This is a genomic window from Arthrobacter sp. NPDC058192 (genome assembly GCF_042883665.1).
In the GTDB taxonomy this organism is placed as follows: Bacteria; Actinomycetota; Actinomycetes; order Actinomycetales; family Micrococcaceae; genus Arthrobacter.
The window spans coordinates 48,419-62,283 of the sequence record NZ_JBHVVJ010000001.1; the positions used below are offsets into that span (position 1 = coordinate 48,419).

Consider the following 13,865-nt stretch of genomic DNA (forward strand, 5'->3'; position numbering starts at 1 on the left):
GCCGAGGCGATAAATGCCACGGGCAGACCCAACCGCGTCGGGGGGCCGACCAAGGACGGCGAGCCCTCGCGGCGGGCGGTCGGGCTCAATATAATTGAGTAGAGAAACGAAGCGCTCATGAAGGGCCATTTGACGGTGCCGTCTGACGGGCTCAGCGTCAGCCGAACGCCTAACCCCCAGGGCGCCCGTCCACCGCGGCAGGCCCCCGCGGCGCGGCTCATACGGACCCAAGAAAGGATCGCATCCGTGCCCGCCTCTCCAGCAACCGTCCTCCGGACCGGGACCCCGGTCCTGGGACGGACGAACTCCCGCGGACCTTCCCGCGCCGGAAGGCCCGCTGTAGCCATGGGGAATCTCTGATGGAAGCCGACCTGCCCCTCGCGGATGAGCTCGCCGCCCTCACCGCCCGCGTGGCGGACCTGCTGCTGACCCACGACACCGTCGAAGAAGCCGTCAGGGCTCTCGCCGGTGCCCTCGTAGAAGCAATCCCGGACACCGCCGGCGCTGGCGTCAGCCTGATGGATGTCGGGGGCCACCGCACAAGTACCGCATCGACGGATCCGGTGGTGCTGGAGGCGGATCAGCTGCAGTACGATCTCGGACAAGGTCCCTGCCTTACCGCCTGGGCCCAGCAGGCGACCGTGATTGTTGAGGACACCCGCACGGAACGGCGCTGGCCTGCCTGGACCCGGTCGGTCGCCCATCTGCCCTTGCGTTCCGTCATCAGCTCCCCGCTCTCGACTCCTGGCGGCGCCATCGGGGCGCTGAAGGTCTACTCCCCCGTCCCCGGCGGGTTCGATTCAAGAGCCGTAAGAGTGATCGAGCTTCTCGCCCGCCCGGCAGCCCTGATGCTTGCCAATGCTCAGGCACGTGATTCCGCGGAACGCCTGAGCGAGCGACTCATCCAGGCACTCGGAGACCGCGACTCAGTGAGAACAGCAACCGGCATCCTTATGGAACGCCACCGCTTCAGCCGGGATCAGGCCCTTGCCGCCCTCATCACCACTTCCCGGCGGCGGCACGAACCTTTGCACCAGCTCTCCCGGGAAATTATCGGCGGCGCGCAGCTCTAGCTCGGGAAAAGGCGGCACAGTCGGCGGCCAGCCAGCCAGCCAGCCAGCCAGCCGGAATGGTCCACCGCCCGGGGTACATAGGTTTGTATCTTGTGCGGTTCATTGGGAGTAGGCTCGAATCAAAGGCGAAGCGAACACCCAGGTACGGGAGCCAACACGTCAGGCACCCGAGTTCGCGTTCGTCCTGTCGTTGCGTCGTGGTCGAGGACGCAGGGAGTCCGCGATCGTTCCCGGTCGGTGTACCCGGGTAAATGAGGAATCGGAATCCGGCTCAAAATGGATCGGGGCATGTGATGGCCGCAGAATCTGGCCGGCCGCCGACGTTCGGGCAACTTCCTTCGCCCACATTGGAACAGCTGCAGGATCTTCTGCTGGAAAGCCCTGGGTTTGACGAGTTTCTGCTTGAGCTGACGGTCTTCTCCGCGTCCAAACTCCCGGCACCCGAACCAATGCTGTGCGCGATTTCGGTCGAACGTGACGGGCGCCCGATCACCGTGGCCAGCAGCAGCAACGCTGCCAAAAGGATGGACGAAAAACAGTACGGGGCCGATGACGGCCCCTGCCTGACGGCCCTGCGGGAGGGCCGAACCGTCGTCGCTGCGGACCTCAAGACGTCCGAACGGTGGAAGCGGTACGCAGAGGCTGTCGCGGACGACGGCATCACATCCGTCCTTGCCGTTCCGGTAGATGCAGGAGCGAACGCAGCGGCGGCCCTCAACTGTTATGCCCGGAGCACGAAAACGTTTGATGCAGCCACCATCGCTGCTGTGGAGTCGTATGCCGTGCCGCTGTCGCGGATTCTCCGCTTGGCCCTTCGCGTACATCGCCTGGAAACCATTCCAGAAGGACTGCACGCGGCGCTGCAGTCCAGGGCAGTTATCGATGCCGCCCTTAGCCTTATCATGGCCCAAACCCGGGGCAGCCGCGAGGACGCCGCCGCTCTTTTGCATGAGATGGCACTCTCCAACAAACAACAACTAAAACAGATAGCAGCGGACATTTTGACTGGCGTCAAGTACCCTGAGCAGGCGAAACGTGACGGCGGAGTGCAGCAGTAGGGCTGTGTCGGTCCTTGCCGGACGCGGCACTATCATGGGAAGCATCTGTCTGTTGCATCCCTCCACCGCGATGCTGACGACCCTGATGACAAGTGAGGCCAGCCTGTGACGCAGAAGCACCCAAGGGCAGCCGAACTGCCAGAAATCTTCGCGCGGGTTACGGGCCTCCTGCTCACCGAACCGGTGGTTGACCGGGCCGTGGCTAATCTTGCCCAGGCGGCGCACCAAAGTCTCGCGGGCAGTGCCGGCGCCGGCGGCACGCTTATCGACGCCCAGGGCCGGCCGACAAGCACAGCCTCCACGAACAGCCTCGTGCAGGAAGCCGACCGGCTGCAGTACGAGCTCGGCGATGGGCCTTGCCTCTCTGCTTGGGCGAGCGCCCGGGCCGTTCGCGTGGACGATCTCCGAGTTGAACAGCGCTGGCCGGAGTGGAGTGCGGCGGCCGCCCGCCTGGGCCTGCTGTCCTGCATCAGTGTCCCGCTCCTTGTCCCGGACGTGACCGGACACGGCGGACCTGAGCCTATTGGCGCGATGAAGGTCTACTCAGACCAGCCGTATGCCTTCGACGAACACAGCGAAGAGGTTCTGTCCCTGCTTGCCGGATCTGCCGCGCTGATCCTGGCCAACCTCCAGGCCCGGGAGCGCGCCGCCACGCTTAGCGAGGCCCTCAAGGGCGCCCTTCACAGCCGAAGCGTCATCGACCTTGCTAAAGGCGTGCTCATGGAGCGGCTGCACGTGACGGAAAGAAGTGCCCTGCAGGTCATGATCACCCGCGCGCGTGCACAAGGGGTCCTTCTGAGCGGTGTGGCCCAGGGGATTCTCGACCAGACGGAAATCGACCGGACGCCATGAACGTCGACTCGGACGGCGAGGCGCAAAGGGACCGGGCGGCCAGGGCCTTCCGCCAGGCCCAGCTCGATATCGATCAATTATGGATGCACTACTTCAGCATGGGCGGCGACGCAGGAGCCATGGAAACTGAAGCCTACCTCCACGGTTCGTACATGCTGCGCCCCATCCAACGGGACCTCCTCGACCACGCCATCTACGAACTTGGCGATGGCCACAAGGACTGAGCGCACCGTCATGCCCGCAGCGTCTCGGCCGAGCCGCTAAAGCTCCTGCAGCACCTCAGCGCTGCCCGTACTTACGCTTACTTGGGCGGGATTTCCTGGATCACCCAGCGGTTGCCGTCGGGGTCACTGAAATAGGCAAAGGCAAATCCGCCGAGGTCCTGGACATCGCTGACAGGCGCGCCTCGTCGGAGCAGCTCGCTTCGTGCGGCAGTCATGTCTGGCACCACCAGCTGGAGGCCTTCCAGGCTGCCGGGAACCATGCTGGTCATCCCGGTCCCGATGACGATGGAGGCAGCCGAGCCGGGCGGGGTGAGCTGGACGACCCGCATGCCGGGGATGTGCTCGACGTCGTGATCCAGCACGAAGCCGAGGTTGTCAGTGTAGAAGGCCTTGGCCCGGTCCACGTCGGTGACGGGTATCTGGACGACCTCGAGGCGGAGTTCCATGTGGGCTACCCTACGGCACAAACTTCCCGCCTCCCAGGCTCGGGAGGACTATGTTGTGGGCATGAGGAATGCTTCATCGGATCGGCGTGGTGTGGTGGCGGACCGGCTCCTTGGCGCCGCGGAGTTCACCCACGCTCATTGGTTTTTCGGCAACCTCTATGAAGCCCTGGTGAAGATCCCGGACCGGGTCGCGGCCTCGGCGGCCAGCGCCGAACTGCCCCGCGCGCCCTTTGGGGCCGGCAGTCCGGGCCGGTACTACGCGCCCGTCGCCCCGCTCAATGTCCCGCTCGTGTGCTCCGCACTCGTGGCCGGCTGGAACCGTTCAGGCAGCCGGTCCTGGCTGCTGCTCGCGGCCGCCAGCTCTGCGGTGGGCGGGGCGGCGACGGCCTACCTGCTGCGGTCTGTTAACCCCGAACTCTTCTTCAGCCCGCAACCGTTAGATCCGACCCGCCGGAAGCCGTTATTGACCAAGTAGTACCGGATTCATGGGGTCAGGCTGGCCGCAAGCGCTGTTGCGCTGGCCGCCATCGACCGCGCCCGGATCGCCGCCCCACGCGTCGGAGATCTCCCCGGCGCGCGGGGCAGCACCCGGTTCGGCTGGGATCGGGCTACCGGCGGACGACCCTGATCGTGTGCAGTGCAGGATCTGCCGGGTCAGGGAGAACCATGCCGGCCTGCAGCCCTGATTCGAGGTAGTCGACGACGGCGGCGTTGATCCTTTCGCCAGGGACGATCACCGGGATTCCGGGCGGGTAGGGCGTGATCTGCTCTGCGGCGACGCGTCCCACGGCTTCCCGGGCCGGAACATCCTCGACGGGGCCGAAGAAGGCGTCCCGCGGCAGGACCACAGTTTCGAGTTCCAGTTCCTTGGGCGACGGCAACGCAACAGGCGCAGGCGTAGGCAGCGAGGGCGCCGCTTCCGTGAGGGCCTTGAGTGCCTCCATCAGTCGTTGGGCCGAGGCCTCGTCGTCGGCCATGGACAGCGTTGCCATGATCCGCCGATGGTCGCTAAGGCCGACGTCGAGCTGCCGGTGTTCCCGAAGCCAGTCCGCCCCCTGGTAGCCGCTGATGCCCAGTCCTGTCAGGTCCATCAGGATCTGCAGCCGGTCCAGGTCGTGGGAGGACTCTGCGGCGAGAAGTTCATCTTCGAGCACGTGAATGCCCGGGAGCCCGTCAATGTCGCGGCGCAGCCTGCCGGCCAGGGCCAGGGCCTTGCCGAGGAGATCGGTCCCCTGCTGGACCATCTGGCGGCGCCAGCCGTCAATGGCCGAATACAGGATCGCGTTCGGGCTGGTAGTCATCAGCAGGTCCGCGCACGCGGACAAATGCGCGGGATCCACCAGGTCTCCTTGCAGGTGGTAGACCGAGCCCTGTTCGAAACCGGCACCCATCTTGTGTACGCTCACAACACAGATGTCGGCGCCCGCGTTCATCGCCCACGTGGGCAGGCCTTCATGGAAGGGCAGATGAGCGCCCCAAGCCTCGTCAACAATCAGGGGTTTGCCGCGGTCGTGGCATACTTTCGCGATGGCGGCGATGTCCGCACAGGTCCCGTACGGGGTCGGGCTGACAATCAGCGCGCCCGCGGCGTCGGGATATCGTTCCCACATCTCTTCCACATCAGCCGCGGACGGCGGATGCGCCAGATGCAGTTTCGGGTCCCATTGCGGTCGGATCCAGCGCGGCTGGATGCCGGAAAACACCAGCCCCGCGACGATCGACTTGTGCGCATCACGGCTGACCAGAAGATCCCCTTTGCCCGCGGCGACCGCGAGGACGGCGGCCTTGACGGACAGGGAGCTGCCGCACGTGGAGAAGAATGCTTGCTCGGCACCGACGGCCTCGGCCATGAGTTGCTCGGCCTTCTTCAGATACCCGCCCGACGACGAACGGTCATCCAGGCCTCCCGAGGCCAGCACGTCCGAACGGAACGTTTCGGAACCGAGGACCTCCCGGACCCTGGGGTCTGCCCCGCGGCCCTGCCTGTGTCCGGGCGGGGTGAAGCCGTAGCGGTCTAACCGGTGGTACTCGGCCAGGGCGTCGATCAGTGGTGCTTCGTTTTGATCCATAGTGTTCTCTTTTCCGCCTTGTGGGTGGACGCGATCATCTCAGGGTTTCACAGACCACGCAGGACTGCTCCTACCACGCGCGGAAGCCGGCGGTGTCCTGTCACCCCCAATCCTGACAGGACGCCGTCGGCCGTTTCGCCGTCCCGCGCTATTTCGACGCCGTGCCGCCCAGCGCCGCCGCGTTGGCGTCGGCCGTGCGGCGAATCTCTTTGACCTTCGCGGTCTGCGGGGCCAGTTCCTGCATGCGGGTTGTCAGGTACTTGTCCAGGACTTTGTCCAGGGCAGCGTGGAACCCGGTCTTGTCCCGGCAGACCGCGTCGGTCACGGCGATTCTGAACTCTTCCTGGCCGCCTGCCGCTTTTCCCGCATCAGCGGCCTGACCCGGGTTCGCAAAAGAGGCGTAGGGAACAAATCAGCGATGGTGACGCTCGTGGAACGCTCTTCCCGGCTCCTCGTCGCCTTCGCGCTCCGGCCAGGAAGCAGGTTCGATAACGAGCGATCAGCACATTGAGGCCCTGGGGGTCTCTGCTGGCCACGCTGCGGAGGACCGTGACGTGGGACCGTGGCAGGCGGTAAGTCCAACACCGTTGGACTTACCGCCGGACAGAACCGGCGGCTATTGAGGCTGCAGTTCAGCCTCACCTCATAGGGTGCAGTAATTGGATCGTTGGCGTCCTGCGCCCTCACGGGAAGCTGTTTCTGATCCGTGCCAGCTCGCTGAAGCGTTTAGGGCTGCAACGTGGTGAGGGTCAGCTGTGCGCGGTGATGGCGGTGTGTTTAGGCGCCCATCCAAGGATTGCGCGTCTGTCCATCCAGGACTCGAAGTAGGGGTCCCAGGACGTGGGCATCGTCATGCCGCGGCTTAGCGCTTCGTTGTCGGCTCGGCCGTACCAGCGCACAATTGTGCGGGTGGTCCTGTCCATCATTCGCACCATGCCCTCCGGCTTGAGCACCTGGCCGGCGGCGGCGCTCCCGGCCCAGTTCACCCAGTTGTAGGGTCCGGTGCAGGCATCGAGGACCCGGCTCCAATTCCGCGAGGCCGAAGACGGGAGGCGTGAGAACAGACCGAGCAGGGGCATCCCGGCGAGGGCGATGTTCTGCCCGAGGACGAGATGGAAGAGCAGCTGCCGATTCGTCCAGCGCGTTCCCGCCGAGGGCAGGTCCAGCTCGTCAGCCGGAGCGCTCTCGATGATCTCCCGGAAGTCGGCCGCAATCCATAACAGGTCCGCCCTGACCTGATCGTTCTCGGAGCCAGTCATTGAAGCCTCCCGTCTACGGCCAGCGCCTCTGAGCCTAGCTTCTCTTAGCTACGCCGCGGGGCTGCGGTACTCGAGCAGGAGGGTGTCGCGCCACTGCCCGGCGTAGGGCCCGTAGCTCATCTGCCCGATGCGGTGGCGGGTGCCGACGATGGTGAATCCGTGGCGCTGGTGCAGGGCGAGGGAGGCCGTGTTCTCGGGGAAGATGTTGGATTGGATGGTCCAGATTCCTGCGGTTTCGCAGTGCCGGATGAACGCGTCCAGGAGTCGGGAGCCGTGCCCTTGTCCGCGGGCGGCCGAACTGATGTAGATCGAGTGGTCGATGACGCCGGCGTAGACCTGCCGGGATGACACTTGGGACGCGGCGGCCCAGCCAATGATGGTGCCTTGGTCTTCGGCGATGATGCGCAGGTCCGGTCGGCGGCTTGCGTCGAAGTCCTCCCACGTAGGCGGGGCGGGTTCGAATGTCGCGTGTCCGGTGGCGATGCCTTCGGCCCAGATCGCTCCGACGGCAGGCCAGTCCTGCCTGGCCAGTTCCCGGATCGGCAGCGGAAAGTCCGGGCTCATAGGGATGCTGTTTCGTTGGTGCGGCCGTGCTGCAGCCCGGTAGCGAAGCCGATCGTCACCGGGATAGGTTCGGGGGTTCCGCAGCAGGAGTCCTCGGCCGCGGCGTCGCTGGGGATGCTGGTGGAGCAGACGCCGGTTTCGGGGAGTTCGAGTTCGACGGCGTCCGCGGCTGCGGTGTCTCCGGCGAGGGCGGCGGCGATGGATCGGACCTGCTCGTAGCCGGTGGCCATGAGGAACGTTGGTGCGCGGCCGTAGGACTTCATCCCGGCCAGGTAGAAATCTTTCTCGGGCTGGGCGAGGATTTTCGCGCCGTGGGCCGGGACGGTGCCGCAGCTGTGGAAGTCCGGATCGATCAGCGGGCCCAGCGCTTTCGGCGCGTCGACGGCCGGGTCAAGGTCCAGGCGCAGCTCGGAGAGGACGGACAAGTCGGGACGGAACCCGGTCGCCGGGATGACCCGGTCGGCCTCGACTCGGCGGCCGTCCACCGCCACTACGGTGACCGAGCCGTCGCGGGTTTCGATGTGGCTGGTGTGGAAGCTGGTGAGCAGCTGGACGGCTCCGGTGTCGACGGCGGCGTGCAGCCGGGCGCCGAGCTGGCCCCGAGCTGGCAGCTGATCGGCGTCCCCGCCGCCATAGGCCCGGGCCGGGGTCGCAGCGCGGATGGCCCAGAGGGCCTCGGTGCCGGGATTGGCGCGGGCGATCCCGGCGAGGTCCAGGACCATGTTCGCGGCCGAGTGACCGGAGCCGATGACCAGGGTGCGGCCGCCGGCGAAGCCATCCCTGGTGACGTCGGGCAGCGGTCCGGTGATCAGACCGGCCGCCCGGGCCTCGCACTCCCCGGGGGCGGGCAGCCCGGAGGATCCCAGTGGCGCCGGAGTGGTCCAGGTTCCCGAGGCGTCAATGACGGCCCGGGCCAGGACCTCGGTGACCTCGCCGTTGGTGTCCTGGATGCGCAGGAGGAACGGGGTCTGGTCGCGGCCGTTGCTGCGGCCTTTGTCCATGCCCTGCCTGGTGACGGCAACAACCCGGGCCCCGGTCTTGATCCGGTCTTTGAGTTGCGGTGTGGCGGCGAGGGGTTCGAGGTAGTCGGTGACGATCTGGTGCCCGTAGGGCAACGCGGTCCGGCGGGGCGATTCCCAGCCGGTGCGCTCGAGCAGGCGGACCGCGGCAGCGTCGAGGTTGTACCGCCAGGTGGAGAACACCCTGACGTGGCCCCATTCCTTCATGGCGGCGCCGGGTGTTGGGCCGGCTTCGAGGACGAGCGGTTCCAGGCCGCGTTCGAGCAGGTGCGCGGCCGCGGCCAGACCGACCGGGCCGGCGCCAATCACGGCGACAGGCAGGGATTCCTGTGATGTCATGCTGTCCTCATTTTCAATCATCGGCGGCACTCGTGATGCCTCTCCGGTAGGGTGCCTGCCCGCGCCGGTGGGGCGGGCAGGCCATGCTGATGGAGGTGGGGTCAGCAGCAGCCCTGCTCGTCATCGCAGCAGTCGTCGCCGCAGCCGGCGTCGTCGCAGCAGCCGGTGGTCATGGTGTCTCACCCCCTCCCCTGCTCGTGTTGGCTATGCGGTTGCCGGGGTCAGCGAGGCGATAAGCGCTTCGACTCTGCCCTTGATCTCGTCGCGGATGGGCCGGACCGAGTCGACGCCCTTCCCGGCCGGGTCTTCCAGGACCCAGTCCTCGTAGCGTTTGCCCGGGTAGTAGGGGCATTCATCGCCGCAGCCCATCGTGATCACGACGTCGGAGTCCTTGACGGCCTCGGTGGTGAGGATCTTAGGGGTCTCGGCCGACATGTCGATGCCGATCTCGGCCATCGCTTCGAGGGCCGCGGGGTTGACCTTGTCCGCGGGCTGGGACCCGGCGGAACGGACCTCGATCTCCCCCTTGCCGAGGGTGGTGAGGAACGCGGCGGCCATCTGGGAGCGGCCGGCGTTGTGGACGCAGACGAACAGGACGGAGGGCTTGTGGCTCATGAGAGCACCTTTCGATCAGCCGCGGCGGCCGCGGCGGAAGTAACAAGGGTGGGGTAAAGGACGCGGACCAGGACGAAGCCGGCGGCGCCGCCGGCCAGCTGCGCGAAAATGAAGCCTGGGGCTGCTGAGGGTGCGATCCCGGCGAAGGTGTCAGTGATCGTCCGTGCGACCGTGACGGCGGGGTTGGCGAAGCTGGTGGAGCTGGTGAACCAGTACGCGGCCGTGATGTAGCCGCCGACGGCGAACGCGACCCGGTCGGTCCTGCCAGAGCGGACCGTGCCGAAGATGATCAGCACCAGCCCCGCTGTGGCAATCCCTTCGCCGAGCCAGAGTCCGGCCCCGGCGCGTTCATGCGTGGAGAACGTGACCGCGTCCAGCCCGAACATCAGGTTCGCGGCCACTGCGCCGGCCAGGCCGCCCAGGAACTGGCCGGCGATCAGGCCTGCCGCGATCCTGGTGTCGATCACGCCCAGGGCCCGCTCGACCAGCGTCACGACAGGGTTGAAGGACGCGGAGACCGGCTGCAGGGCCACGATCAGCGCAACGAGCGCCGCCCCTGTGGCGAGGCTGTTCTGCAGAAGCTGCAGCCCGGCGTCGTCCGGAGACAACCGGGAAGCCATGACGCCGGAACCGACGACGGCCATCACCAGAAAGGCCGTGCCGACGAACTCGGCCGCGGCCCGGCGGGCCAGGACGCTCACGTGGCCTGTCCCCCGATCAGGGCGGCGAGGTTCTGCAGCGCCTCGGTGCGGGCCCGGTAATAGACCCAGACGCCACGCTTCTCCCGGCCCAGCAGACCAGCCTCGTGCAGGATTTTCAGGTGATGGCTGATCGTCGGCTGGGACAGCTCAAAGGCGTCATTCAGGTCGCAGACACACGCCTCCCCGCCCTCGTGCGAGGCAACCAAAGACATCAACCGCAACCGCACCGGGTCCGCCAGCGCCTTCAACAGCGGCGCGATCCCGTCCGCCTCGGACGAGGACAACGGCTCCCGCGCCAGCGGTGAGCAGCACGCAACCGCCTGGACCGGGGTCAACTCCAAAGACATAGGCACACGTAAATATTTACACTTATCTATGTAACGCGCAATCCCTTCGGCGGTCGGTTCGTCTGGTTGGGAGGTTTCGGGCCGCCCTGCGGTCTACGAGGAGAAGATGATGGACGCGCCCTCCGGGGATACAGCGTCCGGTGCAACATGATGGAGAAGTTCTTTTGTCGGCCCGTCCCGCTACACTGAAGATATCGAACATATATTCGAATAAAGGTGTGTTGTGGGCATAATTATCGGTCCCCGCGTGATAGACGCGGGCAGCTCGTTGTTGTCGGTGCTGATCTCCCCGGTCCCCGTCGCGGCCGGATATCCGTCGCCGGCACAGGACTACTTTGACGGGCGGATCGACCTGAACGAGCACCTGATCAAAGACATCACCAGCACCTACGTTGTGAGGGTGTCCGGGGAATCGATGGAAGGCGCCGGGATCAGCGACGGCGACGAACTGATCGTCAACCGGGCCATGGAACCCAAGGACGGGTCCGTGGTTGTCGCGGTTCTGGACGGCGAACTGACCATCAAGCGGCTGCGCATCACGGGAGCCGGCGTCGTGCTGCAGGCTGACAACCCGGCGTACCCGGACATCCGCGTCCCGTCACTGGCGGACCTGGTGATCTGGGGCGTCGCGACCCGTTGCCTGCACCATGTTTGAGGAAAGCCATGTCTAAGCCGACCCCGATGCGGCACATGCCGCAGATCGCGCACGTGGACGTGAACTGCTTCTACGCCTCGGCCGAGCGGGCCTTTGACCCGTCCCTGGAGGGCCGGCCCGTCGTCGTCCTGTCCAACAACGACGGCTGCGCCGTTACCCGCTCTCCGGAAGCCAAAGCCCTCGGCATCCCGATGGGTGAGCCGTGGTTCAAACTGGCCCCGCGGGCCAAGGAGTGGGGCCTCGTTGCCCGCTCCAGCAACTACGAGCTCTACGGGGACATCAGCGCCCGTGTGATGGAGCTGCTGGGCAGGTACTCGGCCTGGCTGGAGGTGTACAGCATTGACGAGGCCTTCCTCGGCGTCAAAGGTACCCCGGAGCAGTTGCTGGCCCTGGGCCGGGCCATGAAGACCACCGTGCGGCGGAACGTCGGGGTGCCGGTCTGTGTAGGGATCGCCGGGACGAAGACGCTGGCGAAACTGGCCAACAAGTGGGCCAAAAACAACCCGGCCTTCGGCGGGGTCTGCCACTGGGACTCCGTGCCCGCCACAGACCGGGAAGCCTTGATGCGCCGCCTGTCCGTGATCGAGATCTGGGGTGTCGCGGCCCGGCTGACCAAACGGCTCAACGTCCTGGGCATCCGGTCCATCCTTGACCTGTCCCGGGCCGATCCGGTCATGATCCGGGACCGCTTCTCCGTGGTCATGATGCGCACCGTCCTGGAACTGCAGGGCACCCCGTGCATCCCGATGGAGGAAGAACGCATCGGCCGGGACCAGCTCATCTTCTCCCGCTCCTTCGCCACTCCCGTCACCACCGCCGCCGGGATGCGGCAGGTCCTGTCCGTCTATGGCCAGCAAGCCTCGGCGCGGCTGGCCCAACACGGCCTCCAGGCCAAAGTCCTCACCGCGTTTGCCGCCACCTCCCACTACAACCCGAAAGACACTTCCTACCCCTCGGTGTGCCTGGCCCTGCCGATGCCGACCTCGGATCCGGTCCTGCTGACCAGGGCCGCCCACGCCCTCCTCCCCCACATCCACGAAGGCATCAGGTACGCCAAGGCCGGCATCATGGTCACCGACCTGCGGCCAACCGGCAACCAGGCACCCCTGGCCCTGTTCGAAAACCAGCACGAGGAACGCCATATCGGCACCCTCCTGGAAGACGTCACCCGCCGCTACGGACGCGGCTCCATCGGTCTGGGCCGCGCGGGCATCAGGACCGGCCTGGACTGGACCATGAAGCGAGACATGCTCTCGCCCCGCTACACCACCCACTGGGACGAGCTCCCCCTCGTCAAAGCCGCCTAAACCGAACTAACCAGCACGACCGCAACATGAAGGAATACCCATGACCATTACCGAGGCCCCCGCCCGAACCCACAACGTCCAGGTCCGGACCGACCTGTCAGGCAAACCCCTCGCCATCCGGCACGACGGACAGATTTGGCTTGTCGATCCCACCGCCGAGTCCCGGCACTGGCAGGGATTGGATGCCGTGCAGGACAGCAGAGGCACGGCAGCCGTCGTCGCCGGTGACCTGGTGAGCAGTGAATATTGGCGGGTTCAGGTCCGGACCGACTCCACCTCTGCATGTCGGGTCGCCACGCTCCGCCGGGAAACACTATCAACGCAATGGCTCCTCGAAAACATCAGCGATGCCGAAGAAGTCACCGTCGATTGAACCGTCACCCATCAGACTGCTCCGTTTAGCTCCCATTCATGCCGGGAGATCGCGTACTCGACGTCTCCGTGTTCCTCGCCCGGGATCGACACTGGCCAGTCAGCGACGAAAGCATGGAGGCGGTCAGGTATCCAAGTACCGGGAGGTCCAAAAGGGGCGGGCCGTCCAGCTTTCATGGGGGAACCCCCCGCGAGCGCCACATCGGTTCATGTCAGTCGCGAAGCGGCGACCCGACAACGTTGAATCGAAACCCTCCGAACGTGCCGGACAGTAGCGGGCGTGCGACGGTAATGGATTCTTGGACTTCCGGCAGCGTGAGGGAGGACCTGTGGGCCTCCTCGCTCTCCCACAGCTCCATCACGAACACGGTGTCCGGGTCGTCGTCGTTGACTCCAACCTCGTAAGCAAGGCAGCCGATCCGCCGGAGCGTCTCACTGCGCTGCGTCAGGTGGCGCACCAGCTCGTCGCGCTTCCCTGAGACAGCGCCGAGCGTTCCCACATTGGCAAAGGTCATAGCCCTACGGACTCCCGCTGATAACGCCTGGGGTTAGTCCAGGCAGAGGCAGAACGGGTGCCCGGCCGGGTCAAGGAACACCCGGAACGACGTTCCCGGCTGGTGTTGGTGCTTGGTCGCGCCGAGCTCAAGCACTGCAGCCTCGGCGGCGTCGAGATCGTCGACCACGACGTCGATGTGCATCTGCTGCGGTACGTCCTGGCCGGGCCATTGCGGCGGCGTATAGGAGTCGACCTTCTGGAAGCTCAGCGAATCGCCGTACTCGGCGCGGACGGAACACCAGTCGTCGTCTAGCTCGACCTTCCAATCGAGCAGGGCGCCGTAGAACTCGGCCAGGGCCTTGGGGTCAGGACAGTCCAGCACGACGGCCGGGAAGCGTGCGATAGCCATGGCCAACACTCTAGGGCCGTTTCCGGCGGATTGCACCCGGTTTGCTAGACGATATTGGCG

The 13,865-nt window shown here is 66.0% G+C and carries 19 protein-coding genes; 8 read left to right on the forward strand and 11 right to left on the reverse strand.

Annotated features, from left to right (window positions below; genetic code table 11):
- Positions 1–359: 359 nt before the first annotated feature.
- From ACFVVK_RS00265 to ACFVVK_RS00280, 4 genes are all read left to right on the forward strand, one after another.
- Positions 360–1,073 carry a GAF domain-containing protein gene (locus ACFVVK_RS00265; RefSeq protein ID WP_390261788.1) on the forward strand — a complete coding sequence of 238 codons (714 nt, stop codon included), beginning with the start codon at positions 360–362 and terminating at the stop codon, positions 1,071–1,073.
- 293 nt (positions 1,074–1,366) lie between these two features.
- A complete protein-coding gene (locus ACFVVK_RS00270) occupies positions 1,367–2,131 on the forward strand; it encodes a GAF and ANTAR domain-containing protein (RefSeq protein ID WP_390262757.1) in 765 nt (254 codons plus the stop codon).
- Positions 2,132–2,236: 105 nt separating this feature from the next.
- The gene (locus tag ACFVVK_RS00275) at positions 2,237–2,983 is read left to right on the forward strand and encodes a GAF and ANTAR domain-containing protein (protein ID WP_390261791.1); all 747 of its coding nucleotides are present in this window, start codon (positions 2,237–2,239) and stop codon (positions 2,981–2,983) included.
- On the forward strand, positions 2,980–3,207 hold the full coding sequence (locus tag ACFVVK_RS00280; RefSeq protein ID WP_390261793.1) for a hypothetical protein: 228 nt from the start codon (positions 2,980–2,982) through the stop codon (positions 3,205–3,207). Before ACFVVK_RS00275 ends, ACFVVK_RS00280 begins: the two co-directional genes overlap by 4 nt.
- 77 nt (positions 3,208–3,284) lie before the next feature.
- Here the strand turns inward: ACFVVK_RS00280 and ACFVVK_RS00285 are convergent, their stop codons facing one another.
- Positions 3,285–3,653, reverse strand: a complete 369-nt coding sequence (locus tag ACFVVK_RS00285; protein WP_390261796.1) for a VOC family protein — start codon at positions 3,651–3,653, stop codon at positions 3,285–3,287.
- Between the two features lie 61 nt (positions 3,654–3,714).
- On the opposite strand from ACFVVK_RS00285, the gene ACFVVK_RS00290 reads away from it, so the two are divergent.
- The gene (locus tag ACFVVK_RS00290; protein ID WP_390261798.1) at positions 3,715–4,128 is read left to right on the forward strand and encodes a hypothetical protein; all 414 of its coding nucleotides are present in this window, start codon (positions 3,715–3,717) and stop codon (positions 4,126–4,128) included.
- 133 nt (positions 4,129–4,261) lie between these two features.
- Here the strand turns inward: ACFVVK_RS00290 and ACFVVK_RS00295 are convergent, their stop codons facing one another.
- The 8 genes from ACFVVK_RS00295 to ACFVVK_RS00330 all read right to left on the reverse strand — a co-directional run bounded on the left by ACFVVK_RS00295 (position 4,262) and on the right by ACFVVK_RS00330 (position 10,566).
- On the reverse strand, positions 4,262–5,722 hold the full coding sequence (locus ACFVVK_RS00295) for an aminotransferase class I/II-fold pyridoxal phosphate-dependent enzyme (protein WP_390261801.1): 1,461 nt from the start codon (positions 5,720–5,722) through the stop codon (positions 4,262–4,264).
- A 148-nt stretch (positions 5,723–5,870) separates the two neighbouring features.
- A complete protein-coding gene (locus ACFVVK_RS00300; RefSeq protein WP_390261803.1) occupies positions 5,871–6,047 on the reverse strand; it encodes a hypothetical protein in 177 nt (58 codons plus the stop codon).
- Between the two features lie 424 nt (positions 6,048–6,471).
- Positions 6,472–6,981, reverse strand: a complete 510-nt coding sequence (locus tag ACFVVK_RS00305; RefSeq protein WP_390261806.1) for a DinB family protein — start codon at positions 6,979–6,981, stop codon at positions 6,472–6,474.
- A gap of 48 nt (positions 6,982–7,029) precedes the next feature.
- Positions 7,030–7,545, reverse strand: a complete 516-nt coding sequence (locus ACFVVK_RS00310) for a GNAT family N-acetyltransferase (RefSeq protein ID WP_390261809.1) — start codon at positions 7,543–7,545, stop codon at positions 7,030–7,032.
- The gene (locus ACFVVK_RS00315) at positions 7,542–8,903 is read right to left on the reverse strand and encodes an FAD-dependent oxidoreductase (RefSeq protein WP_390261812.1); all 1,362 of its coding nucleotides are present in this window, start codon (positions 8,901–8,903) and stop codon (positions 7,542–7,544) included. The genes ACFVVK_RS00310 and ACFVVK_RS00315 overlap by 4 nt, the downstream gene beginning before the upstream one ends.
- A 204-nt stretch (positions 8,904–9,107) precedes the next feature.
- Complete coding sequence (locus ACFVVK_RS00320; protein WP_390261815.1) at positions 9,108–9,518, reverse strand: arsenate reductase ArsC; 411 nt, start codon at positions 9,516–9,518, stop codon at positions 9,108–9,110.
- Positions 9,515–10,219, reverse strand: coding sequence for an aquaporin (locus ACFVVK_RS00325; RefSeq protein WP_390261818.1), 705 nt, complete (start codon positions 10,217–10,219; stop codon positions 9,515–9,517). The genes ACFVVK_RS00320 and ACFVVK_RS00325 overlap by 4 nt, the downstream gene beginning before the upstream one ends.
- Positions 10,216–10,566, reverse strand: a complete 351-nt coding sequence (locus ACFVVK_RS00330; protein WP_390261820.1) for a metalloregulator ArsR/SmtB family transcription factor — start codon at positions 10,564–10,566, stop codon at positions 10,216–10,218. Before ACFVVK_RS00330 ends, ACFVVK_RS00325 begins: the two co-directional genes overlap by 4 nt.
- A 223-nt stretch (positions 10,567–10,789) precedes the next feature.
- Between ACFVVK_RS00330 and ACFVVK_RS00335 the strand changes: the two genes are divergently transcribed.
- The 3 genes from ACFVVK_RS00335 to ACFVVK_RS00345 are packed head-to-tail and all read left to right on the forward strand — an operon-like array spanning position 10,790 to position 12,901.
- Complete coding sequence (locus tag ACFVVK_RS00335) at positions 10,790–11,221, forward strand: LexA family protein (protein WP_390261822.1); 432 nt, start codon at positions 10,790–10,792, stop codon at positions 11,219–11,221.
- Between the two features lie 26 nt (positions 11,222–11,247).
- Complete coding sequence (locus ACFVVK_RS00340) at positions 11,248–12,528, forward strand: Y-family DNA polymerase (protein WP_390262759.1); 1,281 nt, start codon at positions 11,248–11,250, stop codon at positions 12,526–12,528.
- Positions 12,529–12,568: 40 nt separating this feature from the next.
- Positions 12,569–12,901, forward strand: a complete 333-nt coding sequence (locus tag ACFVVK_RS00345; RefSeq protein WP_390261824.1) for a hypothetical protein — start codon at positions 12,569–12,571, stop codon at positions 12,899–12,901.
- 211 nt (positions 12,902–13,112) lie between these two features.
- Here the strand turns inward: ACFVVK_RS00345 and ACFVVK_RS00350 are convergent, their stop codons facing one another.
- Together ACFVVK_RS00350 and ACFVVK_RS00355 are read right to left on the reverse strand one after the other, a co-directional pair.
- Positions 13,113–13,415 carry a putative quinol monooxygenase gene (locus ACFVVK_RS00350; protein ID WP_390261826.1) on the reverse strand — a complete coding sequence of 101 codons (303 nt, stop codon included), beginning with the start codon at positions 13,413–13,415 and terminating at the stop codon, positions 13,113–13,115.
- Positions 13,416–13,448: 33 nt separating this feature from the next.
- Entirely contained in the window at positions 13,449–13,805 is a 357-nt protein-coding gene (locus tag ACFVVK_RS00355; RefSeq protein ID WP_390261828.1) for a VOC family protein, read from the reverse strand.
- Positions 13,806–13,865: the final 60 nt, after the last annotated feature.